Source organism: Microbacterium terrisoli, from assembly GCF_030866805.1.
Taxonomy (GTDB): Bacteria; Actinomycetota; Actinomycetes; order Actinomycetales; family Microbacteriaceae; genus Microbacterium; species Microbacterium terrisoli.
This window is the reverse complement of sequence record NZ_CP133019.1, coordinates 1,578,686-1,598,939: the sequence shown is the minus strand read 5'-3', so window position 1 is coordinate 1,598,939 and position 20,254 is coordinate 1,578,686. Positions and strand designations below refer to the sequence as shown.

General features: G+C 67.6%; 19 protein-coding genes and 1 tRNA gene. 2 read left to right on the top strand and 18 right to left on the bottom strand.

The annotated features are described in order from the left end of the window. Nucleotides 1–49: 49 nt before the first annotated feature. The 8 genes from QU603_RS06860 to QU603_RS06825 form a co-directional block, all read right to left on the bottom strand. Nucleotides 50–910: a Rieske (2Fe-2S) protein gene (locus tag QU603_RS06860; protein ID WP_308493739.1), complete on the bottom strand. Its 861-nt coding sequence runs from the start codon at nt 908–910 to the stop codon at nt 50–52. Nucleotides 911–1,170: 260 nt separating this feature from the next. Further along, nucleotides 1,171–1,242, bottom strand: a tRNA-Gln gene (locus tag QU603_RS06855). 71 nt (nt 1,243–1,313) lie between these two features. Further along, entirely contained in the window at nt 1,314–2,828 is a 1,515-nt protein-coding gene (gltX, locus tag QU603_RS06850; protein WP_308493738.1) for a glutamate--tRNA ligase, read from the bottom strand. A 12-nt stretch (nt 2,829–2,840) separates the two neighbouring features. Then, nucleotides 2,841–4,121 carry an MFS transporter gene (locus QU603_RS06845; RefSeq protein WP_308493737.1) on the bottom strand — a complete coding sequence of 427 codons (1,281 nt, stop codon included), beginning with the start codon at nt 4,119–4,121 and terminating at the stop codon, nt 2,841–2,843. After that, on the bottom strand, nt 4,118–4,885 hold the full coding sequence (locus QU603_RS06840; RefSeq protein WP_308493736.1) for a fumarylacetoacetate hydrolase family protein: 768 nt from the start codon (nt 4,883–4,885) through the stop codon (nt 4,118–4,120). Before QU603_RS06840 ends, QU603_RS06845 begins: the two co-directional genes overlap by 4 nt. A gap of 32 nt (nt 4,886–4,917) precedes the next feature. Then, nucleotides 4,918–6,015 carry a branched-chain amino acid aminotransferase gene (locus QU603_RS06835; protein ID WP_308493735.1) on the bottom strand — a complete coding sequence of 366 codons (1,098 nt, stop codon included), beginning with the start codon at nt 6,013–6,015 and terminating at the stop codon, nt 4,918–4,920. 47 nt (nt 6,016–6,062) lie between these two features. Then, a complete protein-coding gene (locus QU603_RS06830) occupies nt 6,063–7,115 on the bottom strand; it encodes a 3-isopropylmalate dehydrogenase (protein WP_308493734.1) in 1,053 nt (350 codons plus the stop codon). Between the two features lie 26 nt (nt 7,116–7,141). Continuing rightward, complete coding sequence (locus QU603_RS06825) at nt 7,142–8,677, bottom strand: MFS transporter (RefSeq protein ID WP_308493733.1); 1,536 nt, start codon at nt 8,675–8,677, stop codon at nt 7,142–7,144. An 89-nt stretch (nt 8,678–8,766) separates the two neighbouring features. On the opposite strand from QU603_RS06825, the gene QU603_RS06820 reads away from it, so the two are divergent. Both QU603_RS06820 and QU603_RS06815 read left to right on the top strand, forming a co-directional pair. After that, nucleotides 8,767–9,309 (top strand): TetR/AcrR family transcriptional regulator, encoded by a 543-nt coding sequence (locus QU603_RS06820; RefSeq protein WP_308493732.1) that lies wholly within the window; start codon nt 8,767–8,769, stop codon nt 9,307–9,309. A gap of 106 nt (nt 9,310–9,415) precedes the next feature. Continuing rightward, a complete protein-coding gene (locus tag QU603_RS06815) occupies nt 9,416–9,673 on the top strand; it encodes a DUF6458 family protein (RefSeq protein WP_308493731.1) in 258 nt (85 codons plus the stop codon). A 20-nt stretch (nt 9,674–9,693) separates the two neighbouring features. On the opposite strand, the gene serA is transcribed toward QU603_RS06815, so the two are convergent. The 10 genes from serA to QU603_RS06765 form a co-directional block, all read right to left on the bottom strand. Further along, nucleotides 9,694–11,286 (bottom strand): phosphoglycerate dehydrogenase, encoded by a 1,593-nt coding sequence (gene serA, locus QU603_RS06810; protein WP_308493730.1) that lies wholly within the window; start codon nt 11,284–11,286, stop codon nt 9,694–9,696. Nucleotides 11,287–11,436: 150 nt separating this feature from the next. Then, nucleotides 11,437–11,823, bottom strand: a complete 387-nt coding sequence (locus tag QU603_RS06805) for a bacitracin resistance protein (protein ID WP_308493729.1) — start codon at nt 11,821–11,823, stop codon at nt 11,437–11,439. Between the two features lie 2 nt (nt 11,824–11,825). Beyond that, a complete protein-coding gene (locus QU603_RS06800; RefSeq protein ID WP_308493728.1) occupies nt 11,826–12,365 on the bottom strand; it encodes a DNA polymerase III subunit gamma/tau in 540 nt (179 codons plus the stop codon). A gap of 65 nt (nt 12,366–12,430) precedes the next feature. Beyond that, the gene (locus QU603_RS06795) at nt 12,431–13,168 is read right to left on the bottom strand and encodes a copper homeostasis protein CutC (RefSeq protein ID WP_308493727.1); all 738 of its coding nucleotides are present in this window, start codon (nt 13,166–13,168) and stop codon (nt 12,431–12,433) included. Beyond that, the gene (locus QU603_RS06790) at nt 13,165–14,514 is read right to left on the bottom strand and encodes an alpha-L-fucosidase (protein ID WP_308493726.1); all 1,350 of its coding nucleotides are present in this window, start codon (nt 14,512–14,514) and stop codon (nt 13,165–13,167) included. Before QU603_RS06790 ends, QU603_RS06795 begins: the two co-directional genes overlap by 4 nt. Continuing rightward, the gene (locus tag QU603_RS06785; protein ID WP_441295473.1) at nt 14,511–16,085 is read right to left on the bottom strand and encodes a M81 family metallopeptidase; all 1,575 of its coding nucleotides are present in this window, start codon (nt 16,083–16,085) and stop codon (nt 14,511–14,513) included. The genes QU603_RS06790 and QU603_RS06785 overlap by 4 nt, the downstream gene beginning before the upstream one ends. 38 nt (nt 16,086–16,123) lie before the next feature. Next, on the bottom strand, nt 16,124–17,044 hold the full coding sequence (locus QU603_RS06780; RefSeq protein ID WP_308493725.1) for an ROK family protein: 921 nt from the start codon (nt 17,042–17,044) through the stop codon (nt 16,124–16,126). Further along, nucleotides 17,037–18,455: a sulfatase family protein gene (locus tag QU603_RS06775; protein ID WP_308493724.1), complete on the bottom strand. Its 1,419-nt coding sequence runs from the start codon at nt 18,453–18,455 to the stop codon at nt 17,037–17,039. The genes QU603_RS06780 and QU603_RS06775 overlap by 8 nt, the downstream gene beginning before the upstream one ends. Further along, a complete protein-coding gene (locus tag QU603_RS06770) occupies nt 18,452–19,285 on the bottom strand; it encodes a carbohydrate ABC transporter permease (protein ID WP_308493723.1) in 834 nt (277 codons plus the stop codon). Before QU603_RS06770 ends, QU603_RS06775 begins: the two co-directional genes overlap by 4 nt. Before the next feature lie 16 nt (nt 19,286–19,301). Further along, entirely contained in the window at nt 19,302–20,216 is a 915-nt protein-coding gene (locus tag QU603_RS06765) for a carbohydrate ABC transporter permease (protein WP_308493722.1), read from the bottom strand. Between the last annotated feature and the right edge of the window lie 38 nt (nt 20,217–20,254).

Genomic DNA, 20,254 nt, shown 5'->3' with positions numbered 1-20,254 from the left:
CCGTCACGGCCATCCTCGCGCAGAGGCGCAGCCGCCGGCACACCGACCGCTACGCGCGCACCAGAACGCGGCCGTCCTCGATCTTCACGTCCCACCTCGGCGCAGGCTCGGATGCCGGCCCGCGCTGCACGCTGCCATCGTCGATGCGGAAGCGGCTGCCGTGCCAGGGGCACGTCACGCAGCCGCTCGTGTCCAGCGTGCCTCCGTCCAACGGACCGCCGGCGTGCGTGCACACGGCAGACAGGGCATGGACTTCGCCGTGCCTCTTGATCAGGACCACGGGAACCCCGCCGACCTCGACCCGCGTCAGCGATCCGGGCCCCAGCTCGGCTTCGGCTGCCACATCGGTCCACTCCTCAGACGGCTCTTCGAACGCGGTGTGGTTCACGCCGACCCCGCGACTGAGCGTCAGGTGGCCCCCGAGGTAGGCAGAGCCGAGCGTGAGACCGAGTCCGACGAGAGAGAGCACGGCGCCGCGCCCGCGGTGGCCTCTGCGACGCGCCAGCCAGGAGGCGGCCTGCAGCGTGGTGGCGCTGATGTTGACGACCGCGTGCACGAGTCCGATGCGCTTGTCGGGCCCATAGGTCGTCGACCAGTCGCTGCTGCCCGAGATTCCGGTGGGCACGGCCGCGAGCACGCCGAGTCCGACCAGTGTCTGGGCGGCCGCGGCATCCCGCTCCCCCGCCACGACATCGACAGTGGTGGCCGCCAGCCACGCCCCGATCGGCACATCGGTGAGGGCCGGATGAAGCGGGTGCCCCATGAACGTGCCCGACAGCAGGTTCTTGACCGGGGTCGAGCCGGTCAGCTTCGCGACCAGATCGGAGACGGCATCCGAGATCCCGTCTATCGCCTGCCACCGACCGATCAGCCGCACCGTGCCGCGCAATACACCCGTGACATATCGCATTCCGACCACTCCTGTCTGCGCGTACTCCACCCGTCGGCGCACCGGCATCCGGTGCCGGGCCCCCTCTTGTGTCTAGCCCGCCGCACGCGGCAGGTCAACAGGCTCCCAGACTCTTCTTCAGCCGCTCATCGGTGGATGGCACCGGTCTGGGAGCAGCCCGACCACCAGCGTGTCGGGCTTCACGTCGTGCAGCGAGTGGACGCGCAGAGTACTCCGTCGCGAACGAGAAAACCCCCGCCTGAGCGGGGGTTCTTCTCTTGCTGGGGTACCTGGACTCGAACCAAGAATGGCGGTACCAGAAACCGCTGTGTTGCCAATTACACCATACCCCAAGGCGTTCCGGCCGAAGCCGCAACAGTCATCAAGTCTAGACGACGTGCGGGCCTTCGACCAAACCGACCCGCTACCGGGCGAGTCGCTCCACGAGCGCTCCCAGACGGCGTATCGTCTCGGCCTTGCCGAGCAGTTCCAGCGACTCGAACAGCGGCGGTGAGACCCTCCGGCCACTCACCGCCGTGCGCAGCGGACCGAACGCGATGCGGGGCTTCAGACCGAGTCCGTCGATGAGCGCAGTCGAGAGCGCGTCATGCACGGCATCCGTCGTGAACTCCGTCTCGGGCACGTCCTCCAGTGCAGCCACGGCGGCCACGAGCACCTCCGACGCGTTGGCGGGCAGGCCCTTCATCGCGTCGTCCGCATACTCGATGTCGTTCGTGAACAGGAAGCCGACAAGACCCGGCACGTCGCCGAGCAGCTGCACACGCTCCTGCACGAGCGGCGCCACAGCGGTGATCAGCGACTGCTGTGCGGGAGTGACCTCTTTTCCCACCACCCCGGCGTGCTGCAGGTAGGGGACGATGCGCGCGGCGAAGTCCTCGGGTTGCAGCATCCGGATGTGGTCTCCGTTGATGGATTCGGCCTTCTTCTGATCGAAGCGGGCCGGATTCGGATTGACATCGGCGATGTCGAAGGCGGCGGTGAACTCCTCCAGCGAGAAGACATCGCGGTCGGCGGCGATCGACCAGCCCAGCAGCGCGAGGTAGTTCAGCAGACCCTCGTGGATGAAGCCCTTCTCGCGCTGCAGGAACAGGTCGGCTTTGGGGTCGCGCTTGGACAGCTTCTTGTTGCCGGTCTCGCCCAGCACGAGCGGCATGTGACCGAAGCGCGGAACGAACGTCGTAACGCCCGCCCTGATCAGCGCGTCGTACAGTGCGAGCTGACGGGCGGTGGAAGGCATGATGTCTTCGCCGCGGATGACGTGGGTCACGCCCATGAGCGCATCATCGACGGGGTTGGTGAACGGGTACAGCGCCTTGCCGCCGGCGCGCACGAGCACGAAGTCCGGGAACGATCCGGCCGGGAAGGTCACCTCACCACGGATGAGATCGACATAGGTGAGGTCTTCATTCGGCACCTTCAAGCGCCATGCGGGCTCGCGCCCCTCGGCGCGGAACGCGGCCTTCTGCTCGTCGGTGAGGTCGCGGTCGAAGTTGTCGTAGCCCAGCTGCTTGGCGCGGCCTGCGGCTTCGTTGCGCGCGTCGATCTCTTCGGCCGTCGAGTAGCTCTCGTAGACCAGCCCCGTCTCGACGAGCTTGGCGAGCACGTCGGCGTAGATGCCGGTGCGCTGCGACTGGCGATACGGCCCGTTCGGACCGCCCTTCTCGACACCCTCATCCCAATCGATCTTCAGCCACGTGAGCGCGTCGACCAGCTGCTGGTAGCTCTGCTCGCTGTCGCGGGCGGCGTCGGTGTCTTCGATGCGGAAGACCAGCGTGCCGCCGGTGTGCCGCGCGTACGCCCAGTTGTACAGGGCGGTGCGCACCATGCCGACATGCGGCAGGCCGGTGGGCGACGGGCAGAAGCGGACGCGGACCTCGGCGCCTGATGCGGTCGTGGTCTGGGGATGAACGGTAGCCATATCCCTTTGATTCTAGGCGTCGCGCGAGCTCGCCCCCGTGCGCGCCGGTGCGCCCTCGCCCGTGCGCATCCGGCCGAGCGGTGCGCACACGATGACCGCCGCCACGACCACGAGGGCGACCAGCGCCAGGCCGCCGTAGTCGATCGACGCGAGCACGAGCCCGGCGAGGATCGCACCGATCCCGCCCACCAGACTCATGATCAGGTCGTTGTGCCCCTGTCGGCGCGTGCGCCACTGTTCCGCCGATGCCTCGGTCAGAAGCGCCGCACCCGACACGGTGGTGGCGCTCCAGCCCAGACCCAGCAGGATCAGCGCGACGGTGACGGCGGCAGTCGAGTGCTGACCGAGCGCCGCTGTCAGCAACGCGGCGACGAGGAGCACCTGTCCGATCATGATGACGGCCAGCCGGCCCAGCCTGTCGGCGAGCATGCCGAAGACAGGCGAGAGCGCGTACATGCCCGCGATGTGCAGGCTGATGGTGAGCCCGATGATCTGGATCGTCGCGCCCGCGTGCTCGAGGTGCACGGGGGTCATCGCCATCACCGACACCATGACGACGTGGGCGCCCGCGACGGCGAGTATCGCATAGCGGGCGGCCATGGGCTGGTCGGCATGGGCGATGCGGTTGCCGGATGCCGCGTGGTGGGCGGTCACGCGCTGTGCTGTCGTGAGCGGGTCAGGGCGCAGGAACACCAGGTACAGCACGACGCCCAGCCCTTGGGTGATCACCGTGAACACATAGGCGCCGGTCAGCTGCGGCATCCCGAGCATGTGGCCGATGGCCTCCCCCGGTCCGACGAGGTTGGGGCCGAGAACCGCCCCGATCGTGGTGGCCCAGATGACGATCGACAGATCGCGTGCGCGCGAGGTGTCGGTCGCGAGGTCTGCAGCGGCGAAGCGCGACTGCAGGTTGGCCGCCTGCCCCGCACCGATCAGCAGGAAGCCGGCGATCAGCAGAGGAAAGCTCCACACTCCGACCGCCGTGACGACCATTCCGACACCGACCAGGGCGATCAGCATCCCCACCGCCAGTGCGGGGCGCCGGCCGCGCCGGCGGGCGAGGGCTGCCAGCGGGACGGCGGTGGCCGCGGTGCCCAGTGTCACCGATGCCGTCGCCCAGCCCGAGAGGGCCTCGTCGCCCGAGACCTGTGCGGCCAGGATCGCCCCGACCGACACCGTCGCGCCGAACGCCAATCCGCCCAGCACCTGCCCAAGGGAGAGCACCCAGATGGTGCGCTGCTGCAGCGCGGCCAGTGCCGCGGCGTCAGGCGGGGGCGACAGTGTCTCGCTCACGCGGCGCGCGCAGGATTTCGCAGGATGCCCAGGCCCGAGATCTCGACCTCGACCGTCTGACCGGCGGTGAACGGGCCGACGCCTGCGGGCGTGCCGGTGAGGATCACGTCGCCGGGCAGCAGGGTGAAAGCGGTCGACGCGTAGGCGATGATGTCGGCGACCGAGTGGATCATGTCTGAGATCGGGCCGTGCTGACGCACCTCGCCGTCCACACGGGTGGTGATCACGGCTGAGCCGTGCGGGTCGAAGTCGGTCTCGATCGCCGGCCCCAGCGGGCAGAACGTGTCGAACCCTTTCGCGCGCGACCACTGGCCGTCGATGGGCTGCAGGTCGCGCGCGGTGACGTCGTTGGCGATCGTGTAGCCGAACACGTGGTCGAGCGCCTGCTCGGCCGACACGTTCTTGGCGATCTTTCCGATGACGGCTGCAAGCTCCCCCTCGTAGTCGACGCGCGCGGACTGCGGGGGCAGCACGATCGCGTCTCCGGGGCCGATGACCGACGTGTTGGGCTTGAGGAACAGCATCGGCGCGGCCGGCACCTCGTTGCCGAGCTCGGCGGCGTGGTCGCGGTAGTTGCGCGCGATCGCGACGACCTTCGAGCGCGGTATCACCGGTGCCAGCAGCGCGACGTCGGCCAGGGGGATGCGCGCTCCGGTCGTTTCGAAACCCGCGAACATCGGGTCGCCGGCGAGCACGACCAGATCGGTCTCGTCGACGATGCCGTACGTGATGGCGCCATGGTGGCTGAAGCGTGCGATTCTCACCCGCACAAGCCTAGGACCTGGCGGGCATTCAGTCAGCCGTCCAGTCGCACCAGCCAGCTGTGGCGGTCATCACGACGGCCGTACTGGATGTCGGTGAGCTCTTCACGCAACGACAGTGCGAGCTCCCCGAGCGGCTGCTCGTCGGAGAACGCGTGGCCCTTGAGCTGCCCGATCGGTGCCACCACGGCGGCAGTGCCGCACGCGAACACCTCGACGATGTCGCCGGATGCCACGCCCTGACGCCACTCGTCGATCGAGATCGCGCGCTCCTGCACGTCGTGGCCCCGGTCGCGGGCGAGCTCCAGCAGCGACAGGCGCGTGATGCCGGCCAGGATCGATGCGGATGCGGGGGTCACGATCGTGCCGTCCTTGTACACGAACACCACGTTCATGCCGCCGAGTTCTTCGACATTGCCGTCGGCGTCGAGGAAGACGACCTGGTCGCAGCCCTGCTCATATGCCTCGGCCTGCGGCAGGAGGCTCGCGGCATAGTTGCCGCCTGTCTTCGCCGCCCCCGTGCCGCCCTTGCCGGCACGCGCATAGTCTTCGCTGAGCCAGATCGAGACCGGCTTGGCGCCGCCCTTGAAGTACGCGCCCACCGGACTGGCGATGATGTAGAACGAGACCTCGCGGGCCGGCCGCACGCCCAGGAACGGCTCGGAGGCGAACACGAACGGCCGCAGGTACAGGCTCTGGTCGGCACCCGAGGGCACCCACGCGCCATCGACGGCGATCAGCTCGCGCAGAGCCTGCGTGAACAGGTCGGCGGGCAGCTCCGGCAGCGCGAGTCGGTGCGCACTGCGCTGCAGACGCGCCGCGTTCTGATCGGGGCGGAACGTGTAGACCGATCCGTCTGCGTGCCGGTACGCCTTGATGCCCTCGAAGATCTCCTGGCCGTAGTGCAGCACGGCCGCAGCCGGGTCCAGCGCGAGCGGGCCGTACGGCTGTACGCGGGCGTCGTGCCAGCCCTCACCATCGGTCCAGGTGATGCCCACCATGTGGTCGGTGAAGACCGTGCCGAACACCGGGTCGCGAAGGGCCGCTTCGCGCTCGGCAGCGCTGCGCGGGGCAGGGTTGCGGGTGACCGCGAACTCGAGCGAGGCGAGAGCGGTGTCTGCGGGAGAAGTCATGTCACATCCAGTCGTTGATGCGCGGGCGACGCTCGCGTGCTTCCAGGCTACGCCTGGAGTCGCGCGGCGATGGCGTCGCCGATCTGCGCGGTGGTGCGGGGTGCGCCGCCTCGGGTCGCGATGTCCTCCTCGGCCGCGCGAGTGACACGGCCTGCTTCGCCGGTCAGCCCGAGATGGTCGAGCAGGAGGGCGATGGACAGGATCGCGGCCGTGGGATCGGCCTTCTGCTGTCCTGCGATGTCGGGCGCCGATCCGTGCACGGGCTCGAACATCGAGGGGAAGGCGCCATCGGGGTTGATGTTGCCCGAGGCTGCCAAACCGATGCCACCGGTCACGGCGCCGGCCAGGTCTGTCAGGATGTCGCCGAAGAGGTTGTCGGTGACGATCACGTCGAACCGGCTGGGGTTCGTGACCAGGAAGATGGTGGCCGCGTCGACGTGCAGGTAGTCTACGGCAACCTGCGGATGCTCTTCGGCCACCTCGTCCACGACCCGCTTCCACAGCGAACCGGCGTTGATGAGCACATTGGTCTTGTGCACGAGCGTGAGCCGACGGCTGCGCCGCTCCGCGGCTGCGAAGGCGTACCGGACGACGCGCTCGACACCGTACGCGGTGTTCACCGAGGTCTCGTTGGCCACCTCATGCGCGGTGCCCCGGCGGATCGAGCCGCCGTTGCCGACATAGGGGCCTTCGGTGCCCTCACGCACCACGACGAAGTCGACCTCGCCCGGGTCGGCGAGCGGCCCCGGCGCTCCGGGGAACAGCTTCGCCGGCCGCAGGTTCACGTAGTGGTCGAGCTCGAACCGGAGCTTCAGCAGCAGACCGCGCTCGATGTTGGCGTCCTTCAACGCCGGGTCACCCGGCGTGCCGCCCACGGCGCCGAGCAGGATCGCATCGTGCGTCTTGATCGAGGCGAGGTCATCGTCGGTGAGAGTGTCGCCGGTGGCGAGGTAGCGGGCGGCACCCAGCGAGAAGCGGGTCTTCTCGAAACGGACCTCACTTGCCGCCGTCGCGGCATCCAACACCTTCTCGGCCTCGGCGATGACCTCGGGCCCGATGCCGTCACCTGGGATGACGGCCAGCTTCACAACACGCGACATGGCTCTCCTCGACACGACCCCGGCCCCTACCGGGTGCTCCTGCCCTTCAGCGTAGTGGCCGCGATCACAGCGGCCACCGCAACCAGCACCGCCCCGGTCAGCGCCGCCGCACCCACGCCCGCGTCGAAAGCCTGCGCCGCCGCTGCGCGCAGCGCCGCACCCAGCATGCCGCCGAGTTCACCCGCCGCATTCATCGCGCCGGCCAGCGTCTCGCGCGCCTCGGCCGCGATATGTGCGGGGACCCCTTCGGGGATGGCGATCGTCGTGCGGTACACCGCGGTGAGGAACCCGCCGATGACCGACGTGCCCAGCACCGTGCCCAGTTCGTATGCGGTCTCGGACACCGCGCTGGCGGCACCGGCCTTGGCCGCCGGAGCGCTGGAGAGGATCAGCTCATTCGAGACCGTCTCGGCCATGCCGATGCCGATGCCCAGGCTCACCGAAGCGACGATCGTCGGCCACAGGGTGTCGGGGCCGGTCGTCAGCCCGATGCCGACATAGCCTGCGACCGAGAACACGAGAGCGGCGGGGATGAGCACGCGAGGTGGAATGCGCACCGACAGCGGCACCACGATCAGTCCCGCCACGATCATGGCCACCAGCGACGGCAGCAGAGCCAGGCCCGATTCCATCGGCGACAATCCGATGATCAGCTGCAGATGCTGGGCGATGAAGAACAAGAAGCCGACCAGCGCGATCACACTGAGCAGGTTCACCAGCAGCGCTCCGGTGAAGGCCGGTGTGCGGAACAGGCCCATGTCGAGCATCGGGATCTCGGCGCGCAGCTGACGGCGCACGAACAGCAACCCGAACAGCACGCCTGCGACCAGCAGCACGACCACGGTCGCGCTGAAGCCTTCGACAGCGAGCTGCTTGATCGCGTAGACGATCGGCAGCATGGCGCCGATCGACAGCACGATGCTGACGGGGTCGATGCGGCCCGGGTCGGGGTCGCGGCTCTCGGGCACGAACATGGGGGCGAACACCAGCAGCGGCACCAGCACAGGCACCGCCATCAGGAACACCGATCCCCACGCGAAGTGCTCCAGCAGAAAGCCGCCGACGATCGGTCCGAGCGCGGCGCCGGCCGAGAACATCGCCGCCCAGACGGCGATCGCCAGTCGTCGCTGCGCACGTTCGGAGAAGATGCTGCGGATCAGCGACAGGGTCGAGGGCATGAGCATGGCACCGAACACGGCCATCCCGGCGCGCCCCGAGATCAGCCACCCCGCCGTGGGGGCGAACGCCGAAGCCGCCGAGACGAGAGCGAACCCGGTCGCGCCGATGAGCAGCATCCGTCGCCTGCCGAATCGGTCGCCGAGCGTGCCCATCGTCACCAGCAGGGCCGCGAGCACGAGCGGGTAGGCGTCGATGATCCACAGCTGCTGGATGCTGGTGGGTTCGAGCGCCGACGAGATCATCGGCAGTGCGAAGCTGAGCACGGTGTTATCGACCGAGACGAGCAGCACGGGAAGCATCAGCACAGCCAGGGCGACCCATCCGCGCGCGCCGGCACGGCCGCCGGTGCCGTCGGTGACGGGGATCGCGTGGGTGACAGTCATGATGTGCTCGACAATCGACGGCATACTTTACCGTCCAGCCGGTATAGTAACATGGGGTTCATGGCCGATCTGCCGATAGCATCGTTGTCATGAGTCGTCCTCCGCGGGCACGGGGAAGCGTCTTGGACGCCTTCGAACAGATCCTCATCGACGGCAACGAGCGCGCCGCGACGATGGATGCCACAGCCCGGGCCGCCGGCGTCTCCAAGGGCGGTCTGCTCTATCACTTCGCGACGAAGGATGCCCTCGAAGCGGGCATGATCGACCGACTGGACGGACTCGTCGACGAGGACGTCGCCGCGATCGCCGCGGCATCCGAGGGCGCCGTCGCGTACTACCTGCGATCGTCCGTGCTGACGGCCGACCCGCTCGACCGCGCGATGCTCGCCGTCTCGCGCCTGGCGCAGGGCGGCAGCGTCGCGGCGGGCACCGCGCTGCAGCGCACACGAGACCGATGGGCAGACGCCCTCAGGCCCCACGTACGCGACGAAGCGGCGCTGAATCTCGTGCTGCTGGTCTCAGACGGTTTGTACTTCAACAACCTGCTCGAAGCAGAGACCGCGATGCACCTGCCCGTCGGGGCCGATCTCGACGCGCTCATCGCCCTCGTGCTCCACGCCGTGGCCGAATAGCCGCTATCACACGGCAGACACGCGCGCAATGGCCCCTGCCGGCCGGCAGAAGCCAGGTACGGTCGCTGGAAAGAGCGCCTACGACTGCGCGCCGAGAGGAGAAATCATGAGCATCGGACTGGGTATCGTGCTTTTCGTCATCGGAGCGATTCTCGCCTTCGCGCTCCACATCGACGTGTCGTGGATCGACCTGCAGCTTGTCGGTTACATCCTGATGGGTGCCGGTGTCATCGTGGTGCTGATCGGCATCGCCTTCTTGCTGCGCCGACGACGGACGGTGGCGACGTCGCACACCACAGTCGACCCGCGCACGGGCGACACGGTGCGCCGTGACGAGGCCTCGGCACCCGACGACCTGATCTGAGCCGGGCGCGCTGGTGTCGCTCAGCTCTCGATGATCTCGATCTGACGGAACAGGTCGGCATCGATGTCCGTGCGCACGAGTTCGAGCAGTTCGTCCGAGACGGGCGAGTCGACCGTGAGCACGGACAGCGCCTGGCCACCGGCCGACTGGCGCGCGATCTGCATGCCGGCGATGTTGATGCCGGCATCCCCGAACCGCTGGCCGAACACCGCCACGATGCCCGGGCGGTCGGTGTAGAGCATGACGATGTGATGCTGCTCGATGGGCAGCTCGACGGCGTACTCGTTGATGCCGACCAGCTTCTCGACCTGCCTCGGGCCGGTGAGCGTGCCCGAGACCGACAGCTGCGAGCCGTCCGAGAGCGCACCGCGCAACGTGATGACGTTGCGGTATTCGGGGCTGTTGTCGTCGACGATCAGCCGCACCTCGACACCGCGCTGCTGTGCCAGCAACGGTGCGTTCACGTACGACACCGACTCGCTGACGATGGGCGTGAACACGCCCTTCAACGCCGCCAGCTTGAGAACGCTGACGTCGTAACCCTGCAGCTCGCCGTGCACTTCGATGTCCAGGCTCGTCAACGGCGAACGCGCCAGACCGGAGAAGATCTGGCCGAGCTTCTCCACCAGCGGGATGCCGGGGCGCACGTAGGGGTCGATCACACCGCCGGCGACGTTCACAGCGTCGGGCACGAGCTCGCCGTCCAGCGCCAGGCGCACGGACTTAGCCACAGACACGCCCGCCTTCTCCTGCGCCTCGGCGGTCGAGGCGCCCAGGTGTGGCGTGACGGAGACGTTCGGCAGCGACAGCAGACGCTTGTCGGTGGGTGGCTCGGACGAGAAGACGTCCAGACCGGCCCCGGCGATCTCGCCGGAGCCCAGCGCCGTGAACAGAGCGTCCTCATCGATGAGGCCGCCGCGGGCGACATTGATCACGAACGCTGTCGACTTCATGCGCTGCAGTTGCGGTGTGCTGATCATGCCGGTGGTCTCGGGAGTCTTCGGCATGTGCACCGTGACGAAGTCGCTGCGCTCGAGCAGCTCGTCCAGGCTGACCAGCTCCACCCCGAGCTGCTGTGCGCGTGCGCTCGTGACGTAAGGGTCGTAGGCGATGACCTTCATGTCGAAGCTCTGCAGGCGTGCCGTGATCAGGGCGCCGATGCGGCCGAGGCCGACGATTCCGACGGTCTTGTCGAACAGCTCCACACCGGTGAACGAACTGCGCTTCCACTCCCCCGCCGACAGCGAGGCGTGGGCGGCGGGAATGTGCCGCGCGAGCGACAGGATGTGACCGACCGTGAGCTCGGCGGCCGAGATGATGTTCGAGGTGGGGGCGTTGACGACCATGACCCCGGCGGCGGTGGCCGCGGGGGTGTCGACGTTGTCGAGGCCGACACCGGCGCGGGCGATGACCTTCAGACGGCGGGCCGCGGCGATGGCCTCGGCATCCATCTTCGTCGCCGACCGGATCAGCACCGCGTCTGCCTCTGCGAGGGCTGCCAGCAGCGCGGGCCGGTCGGTTCCATCGACCTGGCGGACATCGAAATCCGGACCGAGCGCGTCGATTGTGGCGGGCGAAAGCTGTTCGGCGATGAGGACGACGGGTTTGGTCACAGCGAGAAGCCCTTCGGCAAGCGCGCAGCGCGCGACGGCGGTGATGACGGGAATGCCGCGCCGCACGCCTTCGGGGCGAGACGGTCACAGCCTACCGCGCGGACCCGGCCGCTCCCGACCATGTGACGGCCACAGCGCTGCGCCGCCTGCTCACGAGATGAGCGCGTGCGTGTTCAGCGTCGCGTATGCGACGACGTCGAGCCAGAACACGGCCACCAGCGCAAGCCCGGCGAGCATCACCAGCGCCACGTGCCCGGCGTGGCGGTGCGCCGCGATGCGCACTGCGACGGCATAGACCACGATCGGGAAGACGGCGGCGAAGATCCACAGCAGCCACCCCAGCGCATTCAGCGGAACACCCAGCGCGTCATACTGCTGCACGGTCTGGATGAGGTTCGACAGCGCATTCCACACCGCGTAGGCGTAGAAGAGTCCGAAGAGTCCGATGATCGTCCCGAACAGCCACATCGGCATGTGAGTGCGGGATGCCGCGACCGCGACGTTCTCGTCGTGCTCGCCGTTGCTCTGCTCGGCCATGCTCACAGTCCCACCAACCCGGTCATCACGAACGGCCAGGGCACGAGCAGCACGACCCCGGCGACGAGCCAGACGATACGCACCCACATGCGTCTGCCGCGGGTGAGCAGCAGGACGGTCACGAACCAGATCAGCGGTGCCAGGATCGTCAGCCAGAAGCTGCCCTGGAACATCGCATCGGTGACCATCCACTGTGCGCGCCCCTGCAGCCGATACCCGCCGATGATCCATCCGATCGTGTACAGCAGGTAGGCGCCGCCGAGCACACCGAAGCCCACCAGGGCGACGTTGCTCAGCTGCGCGGGCGCCTCCGCGGCGCCATCGGCGGCACGTCCACCCGGCGCGGCTGCCACCGCGGCGCCGGGTGGCGGCGACACGGCATCATCGGCGGTGTCGCCCGCCGAATCGTCCGCCTGCTGCGTCACACGCTCAGCGCCCGGGCCGAGCGCCTCCCACCCCTTCGGCAGGGTGACGCGCGGCTCTTCGTCGCCGTCCCAGTGCAGAGCGTCATCATCCTCGGGGATGCGCGGATCGGGAGCCATGCGCGCCAGTCTAGGGCACCGGTCACAGGGCATCCGCGACGCGGAATCACACGCCCGAGGCGGGATCAGGCGCGTGCCGCTGCCACCGCCGCGCGCACGATCGCCGGGTCGGTCACGTCGTGCCCGTCCGCGCCGCCGCCGGGACCGCTCGGCGAACGGTCCCCGGAGCGCGCCCGCGCCGACAGGTGCACGGCGTCGACTCCGGCGGCGCGCAATGCGGCGATGTCCACGACCCGGACTCCCCCGCCCGCCATGATCTGCAGGCGACCGCCGGCACGCACGACCAGCTCGGCGAGCACCGACGTGCCGTCGATGCTGCGCCCCGCCCCGCCCGACGTCAGCACGCGAGCGACCCCGCACTCGATGAGCACGTCGATCGCAGCAGCAGGGTCAGCCACCGTGTCGATCGCACGGTGGAAGACGACGTCGGCGCCGGCTGCGGCATCCGTCCACTCGGCCAGCCGCGTCCGGTCGATGGTGCCTGCTGCGGTCAGGCACCCGACGACCACTGCTCCGACCCCGAGCGAGACCAGGTGGCGGATGTCGGCGGCGACCACCGCCGACTCGTCGTCGTCATACACGAAACCGCCCCCGCGGGGACGCACAAGAGGCGCGACTGCGTGCCCGTCGCCGAGTTCTGCCAGCACGCACTCGACGGTTCCGGCCGAAGGCGTGAGGCCCCCGACATCCAGCGCCTGGCACAGTTCAATGCGGTCGGCACCCTCGGCGAACGCGATACGGGCTCCCGCGGGGCCCTGCACGGCGATCTCGACAGGGAGGGCGGGTGAGGGTGCGGGCGTCATGGTCTCAGCGTAAGGACTGCCACGGCCGCACCGCGAAGCGCACGGGGGATGGCGGCCTCGGTGAGACCGCCGGGCAATGTCGTGATGGTAGCCGGTGACCCGTCTGCCCAGCGTGCGTCGGCCGCGCGCGCAAGCTCTGCGGGAAGCCCGATCGCACCCGCGGCGGGGTCGAGTGCGTGAACATGCACACCCGACGTCGATGTGGTGTAGGCGCGTGGCGCGCCGGTGCGCTCCCCCGCACGGATCCACGGCCGCGTGCCGTAGACGGCCTCGCCATTCGTCCGCAGCCACGCCCCCAGTTCGCGCATCGCCGCACGCTGGAGATCGGGGATCGATCCGTCGGCACGCGGTCCGACGTTCAACAGCAGATTGCCGTTCTTGGCCACGATGTCCACGAACAGCCGAATCAGCGCTGCACCGGAAAGCGAGTGGCGTCCGTCTTCGTCCTGGTTGTAGCCGAAAGAGAACCCGAGTCCGCGCGTCGACTCCCACACAGGCTCGAGGATGTCGGCGACATCGGCATACTCCCGAGTGAGGTAGCCGTGGTACGGCACCCCCCAGCGATCGTTGACCACGCCGTCCGGGACCGCCGCGAAGTATCGGCGCAGCAAAGCCGCCACCGCGTAGTCGTCATCCCCCTTGCCGCCGTCGGGCCAGTCGATGTCGTTCCACAGTACATCGGGGTGGAAGCGCGTGATCAGCTCATCAAGCTGCGCGGCCGCATACCGTGAATACAGTTCGTCGTTCCGCCGGTACCGAAACAGATCCGTATCGCTCTGGATGGGTGGGAAGTCGCCGACGTGCCAATCCAGCGCCCCCGAGTAATACACTCCGAACCGTGCTCCGCGTCGCCGAGCGGCATCGTGCAGTTCGGCCACAAGATCTCGGCGCGGGCCGCGCGCGACCGCGTTGAACGGCGTCGTCGCCGTCTCCCAGAGGCAGAAGCCCTCGTGGTGCTTGGCAGTCGGCACGACATACCGGGCACCTGCGTCGACGAGTTCGCCGATGAACGCGTCGGCGTCGAACGCCGACGCGTCCCAGAGATCGGCGAGATCCTCGTAAGAGGTTCCCGTGCCGTAGACACGCTGGTGCCGCTCCCATGTCGGGCTGCCCGCGATGCGCACCGTGTTCCCATACCACTCCGCGTACTGGTGGTGCATGTAGGCATCCTCAACGGGTATATGCCGCATCCCTGGCGGAGTCCCCCACGCCGGCACCGAATACAGGCCCCAGTGGACGAAGAAGCCAAGCTTCGCGTCTCGGAACCAGTCCGGCACGCCGAACCGCGGATACGTCGGTGCGGACGCGCCCATGTCGGGGCCGATGCGGGATTCGAAGTTCATCATGCGTGATCTTCCTCACCGCGTCGAGAGACCGCAGGCGTCAGGTCGGGGTCCGGGACCGAGGTATCAAACGGCACGACGCCGGGAGCGAGGTGACGGTGACCGAGCCGGAGGAGGTCTTGGTCTACGCCGCCGGGGGTCAGCGCAAGTGTCCAGTCTGCGGCGAGCGCGTACAGCTCCGGCTCAAGATAGCCGATCTTCACGATCACCACATCCGCGCTCTCGGGTTCCAGGCCGAGCATGCGGAAGTCATCCAGATGGTGAAACGGCTTGCGCCGCTCCGTCACGATCGCGTAGACCGAGCCGGCCCGAACGACGACCTGGGTCCCGGCATCGTCATCCCCCTCCGTGATGGACACGATCTCGCCGCCCAGCGCGACCGGTCCACGCGGGCCGGCGTCCACGCGACCACCCACTGACAACTCGACTGCGGCGCCTGTGCCCGCCGCCACGGCTTCGGCCACTGCTCCAGGGTCGAACACGGACGCGTAGATCACCGTGCGCGCGCCGTCGGTCAGGTCGGGACGCGCGAGCAGTTCGCCGAGAGTCCAGGATACGTCGCCGGCGCCACCGGCGGTCGGGTTGTCGCCGGAGTCGGAGATGACGTACGGCCGTGCGGCGCCATCAGCGAGGGCACGATCCAGTGCGTCTCCGAGCGAGGCTGCCGGTCCGACGAACGCGAAGTCTTCGCGCGCATTCCAATAGAGACGAGCGAGTTTCTCCGCCTCGCGCGCGATGGTTCCGCGTTCATCTCCGGTCACGACGACAGCGGCCTGACAGCGTGGTTCGTCCGCCCACGCGTAACCCACCCAGATGGCCGCGTCGACGACCCCGGGAAGGGCTTCGACGTCCGGCACCTGCGCGTAGATGCGCTTGGCGGGGTCGAGCCGTGTGCTCGTCTTCTCGCCGGGGAGGAGTACAGGCACCGGCACCCACGCCTTGTAGGGTCGCCTGCGCAGAGGGTCCGTGCCGCCTGCCCCACGCAGTCGGTCAAGCAGATGATGCGCGGCGCGTTCCTTCGTGTTCAGCCAATCCTCGTGCGGGGCCATCCGGTAGCAGGTGATCAAGTCCACCTCGTCCAGAAGCTCCCGAGACACGTTGCCGTGCAGATCCATTGATGCGCTGATGAGCGTGTCCGGCCCCAGTGCGTCCCGTACCGCACTGGCCAGGTCGGCCTCGGCATCCTGCATCCCCACGACGCTCATCGCTCCATGGATGTCGAAGAAGAAGCCGTCGAAGGGACCGTGCGCACTGATCCCTTCGATGATCGCCTCTTTCATACGAAGGTAGGTCGTGGGGGCCACCGCACCGCCGGGAAGCGAACGGCCGTGTGTCAGTGGTATCCACTCGGCCGCGTCGCGCAGGGGCCGACCCCGCTCGAGGAAGGGGTAGTACGCCAGCAGCTCGGCGCCGGTGCGGACGGTGAACGCCTCGTCGCCCGAGATGTGTGGCGAGAAGGTGCTGGATTCGATCGAGATACCGGCGATGCCGATACGCGGACGCGACATACCGTCGTGTGCGACGGCCACCAGCGGCCCCATCCAGATCTGTGAGGCGTCAGGGCGATCGGTCATGGACGATTCTCCTTCGAGAGGTCAGGGTGACGGCGGGGTCAGCGACCCGACATTGCTTGCCGTGCAGAATGTGCGGCTCCCAGCGCTACAGCACTGCCGCCGAGAGTCCCGCGCACGATGCGCAGATCCGCGCCGGACACCGGCGAGTCGGTAGCCAGGGTGCGCTCGATCGCCGGAGCCAGCAAATCCCACGAGCGGGTCACGCCTCCGCCGATCACGGCGACCGAGACGTCGACGATTCCTGCCGCCGTTGCGCACGCCAGCGCCAATGCGCGGCCGGCTGAATCGAAGACCGCACGCGCATCGCCGTCGCCCGACCGAGCACGCTCAGCAACTTCGTGTGCGCCGATGTTCACATGGCCCGTTCGCTCGCCGTACCGCAGGCCGATCGACGTACCGGAGGCGACGGTCTCAAGGTGGCCCGTCTGTCCGCACGTACAGCGGATATCGCCGTACCCTGGCGTGTGCCCGATCTCTCCGGCTCCTCCATGTGGCCCGTGACGCAGCACGCCGTCGAGAAGCAGCGCACCGCCCACGCCCGTTCCGAGCATCACGCCCAGCACGTCTCGAGCAGGTGAGGCACCCCAGGCAGATTCGCCGACGAGAAACGCGTTCACGTCGTTTTCGACATGAACAGGCACCCCGAGACGTGTGCTGAGGACGTCTCCGAGCCGGTACCCGGCCCAGCCGCTGAACGTCTGGGACGCCGCGACGACGACGCCGTCAGAGTGGTCGACGACGCCGGCGGTGCCCACGCCCGCCGCAGCGACTCGGACGTCGTGCACTCGGCTGAGTTCAGCGACCAGCCGGGCTGCGGCATCCACAATCGCATCGCCGCCCGCTCGAGCGGGCGTCGATGCGACGCCCCGCGCGGTGACGCTGCCGTCACCTGTCGTGAGAATCGCAGCGATCTTGGTGCCACCGATGTCTATGCCGGCAATCTGTGCTCGATCAGCCATCATCGACGACCTCGTGCCGGTAGCCCGTCTGCGCGCTGAACCGAGCGAGCATCTCAGCGACGCGCGCTCGGCGCTCATGCCACAGGTTCTCGCGTTCGCCCGGATCATCGCCCAGATCGTAGAACTGCGCGACCTCAGCGGTCACCGCGACCGGATGGCCGACGGGGTCGCTGAACCCTCCCGAACCCGTGGACAGGATCACCTTCTCGTCTCCCGCGCGCAGAGTGAGAGCTCCGTCAAAAGCCTGCTGGCCGATGATTCGAGCGCGCGACGGCGTGAATCCGGCCAGCACCACGCCATCACCTGCGGAATTCGATGCCGAAATGCCGGTGAGCATCGCCAGAGTCGGCAGCACGTCAAGCAGGCTGACCGGCTCATCGACCGTCCCAGACACGATGCCGGGGCCTGCCACGATCAGCGGGACCCGATGACCACCCTCCCATGCATCGGCCTTCTGGCCACGCCATGCGCCGTTCGGATGGTGCTCGGTGACATCGCCATCCTCGGGAAAGATCATCGGTGCACCGTTGTCGCTGGTGAACACGATGAGGGTGTCCTGCGCGATGCCGGCCTCACGCAGGACGTCCTGGATGCGACCCACCATCCAGTCGACGAGGCACACGGCATCACCGCGGGCTCCCGCCTCTGACAGTCCCTGCACGAACTCTGGCGGCACGCACGGCCGGTGCGGCGCTGCCGAGGCGACGTACGCGAAGAACGGTTGGTCCAACGCGGCCTGTTCCCGAATCCAATCGCACGCAGTGTCAATGATGTCGACGTCCACGCGGTCGTCCTGCCAGCCCTCGACCTGCAGTCCCGGGCGCTGACTGGTCACCAGGGGGTCCTTCTCTCGATCGGGGATGCCGACGGTTCGGTCCTGATCCAGGTAGCAGTACGGCGGCATGTCCAGCGATCCGGCGATGCCGAAGAAGCGATCGAACCCGTGCGAGATCGGTCCATCAGCGAAGGGCGCCGAGTAGTCGACGTCACGCCCGGAGGCCTGCATGTCAGGATGGAACGCCCCGTCGAACGCAGCACGGGTCGTTCCGTCGAGACGGGTCCACCCCAGTCCCAGGTGCCATTTGCCGAACGCGCCAGTCCGATACCCGGCATCCCGGAACATCGATGCCACGGTGATCTGGCCATCGCGAAGAATCGAAGGATCGGTGCCGCCGAGCACGCCTTCGCGCAGTGGCGAGCGCCAGGGGTACTCACCCGTCAGCAGGCCGTAGCGGCTCGGCGTGCACACAGCTGAGACCGCGTGGCAGTCGGTGAACCGCATCCCTCCCTCAGCGAGCGCGTCCAGCACCGGGGTACGGATCGCAGTGCTTCCGAAGCATCCCAGGTCTCCCCACCCGAGATCGTCGGCGAGAAAAACGACGACGCTCCGACGGCGCGTGACCGCAGTCATCTTCCTGCCAGTCCGACAGTCGCGATGCCCTTCACGAGGTGCTTCTGCAACAACAGCAGCAACAGCAACGTCGGCGCGATTGAGATCACCGACGCCGCGATGATGAGGTTCCATGACGCACCGTGCTCACCGAAGAACGTCTGTAGACCCAGCGGCACGTTGCCCAATGCGTGTATGTCGTTCACGGCAATCAGCGGCCACAGAAAGCTGTTCCAGTAGGTGATGAAAGTCCACACTGCCAGAACGGCCAATGATGGACGCGCCAGAGGCAGGATGATCTTCATGAACGTGCGCCAGTTACTGCAGCCGTCCATGCGTGAGGCCTCGACCAGCTCGTAGGGAAGTGTCGAGAAGAACTGTCGCAGAAGGAATGTTCCGAAGGCGCCGAAGGCCCAGGGCAGGATCAGTGCCTGCCATGTGTTGATCCAGCCGAACTTCTGCATCAGCAGGAACATCGGGATGACCAGCACCTCCTGAGGGATCATCATGGTGGCCAAATACGCCAGCATGCTCTGGTCGCGGCCACGCCAGCGCAGGATGCCGAATGCATACGCGGCAAGTGCCGAGACGGCCAGCACGATGAGAGTGCCGCCGACCGATTGGATGATGCCGTTGATGATGTACTGCAGGAACGGGGCGTTCTGAAAGACCTCGACATAGTTCTGCCAACGGAATTCGCTGCCCCACAGCGAGGGCGGCGACTGGAAGATCTCATTGTTCGGCTTGAACGATGACGTGATCGTAAAGATCACCGGAAACAGGAACAGCAGCGCAACGAGCGCCAGCGCGACCTCGTTCGCCGAACGCGCGGTTCTTCGGCCGATCCGCACTCCGATGGTTGATCTGTCACTCATACTGCACCCACTTCTTCTGCCCGGTCCACTGGACCAGGGTGACGACGAGGATCAGGACGAACAGGACGATCGCCGGGGCTGCCGCCTCTCCGAGCTGACCGGACTGGAATGCCGTCTGATAGACGTTCATGACGACTGTGATCGTCGAGGTGCCGGGGCCTCCGGCTGTCATGACGTACGGCTCGTTGAAGATCTGGAACGACTGGATCAGTGTCACCGTGGTCGCGAAGAAGATCGCAGGCGTCATCAGAGGCAGCTTCATCTGGAACATCGTGCGCCAGCGGCCGGCACCGTCGAGCGACGCGGCGGCCAGTACGTCCTCCGGCAGCTGGTCGATCGCGGCGGAGAAGATCAGCATGTTGTAGCCGAAGCCGTTCCACAGGATGACGACTACCACCGAGAGCAGAGCGCTCGAGGGCGACGCCAGGAAGTTGGGCGGCGTTGCGCCGAACATCCCCGCCACCCAGCTGAGCACGCCATCGGGCTGGTACAGGAGCTTCCAGATGATGGCCGTGGCCACTGACGGAGTGACGACGGGGATGAAGAAGAGCACGCGATAGAGCTGCCGGAACCTGCTGGACGCCACCCAGAACGCGACCCCGACAGTCAACACCAAGTTGATCGGAACGATCAGCAACGTGAACACCACGGTGTTCAGCAGCGCGGGCCCGAAGTCACTACGTGCGCTGAACAGCTCCGCGTAGTTGTCGAGTCCCGCGAAGGTGATGTCACCGTATGTCGGCCAGTGGAAGAGGCTTGTGGCGATCGCGAGCACAGAAGGGAACAGGATGAAGACGGTCAGGCCGGCGGCGCTCGGTGTGAGAAACGCCAGAGCAGCACGGGTGTCGTTACGTCGCCGTCGCCTGTCGCGTGTGCGAACGGGCGCGCGCTCAGCCAGAGCGGTCATGTGGAGCCTTCCTGCAGGTGGGGCGGACATCGCGCGTC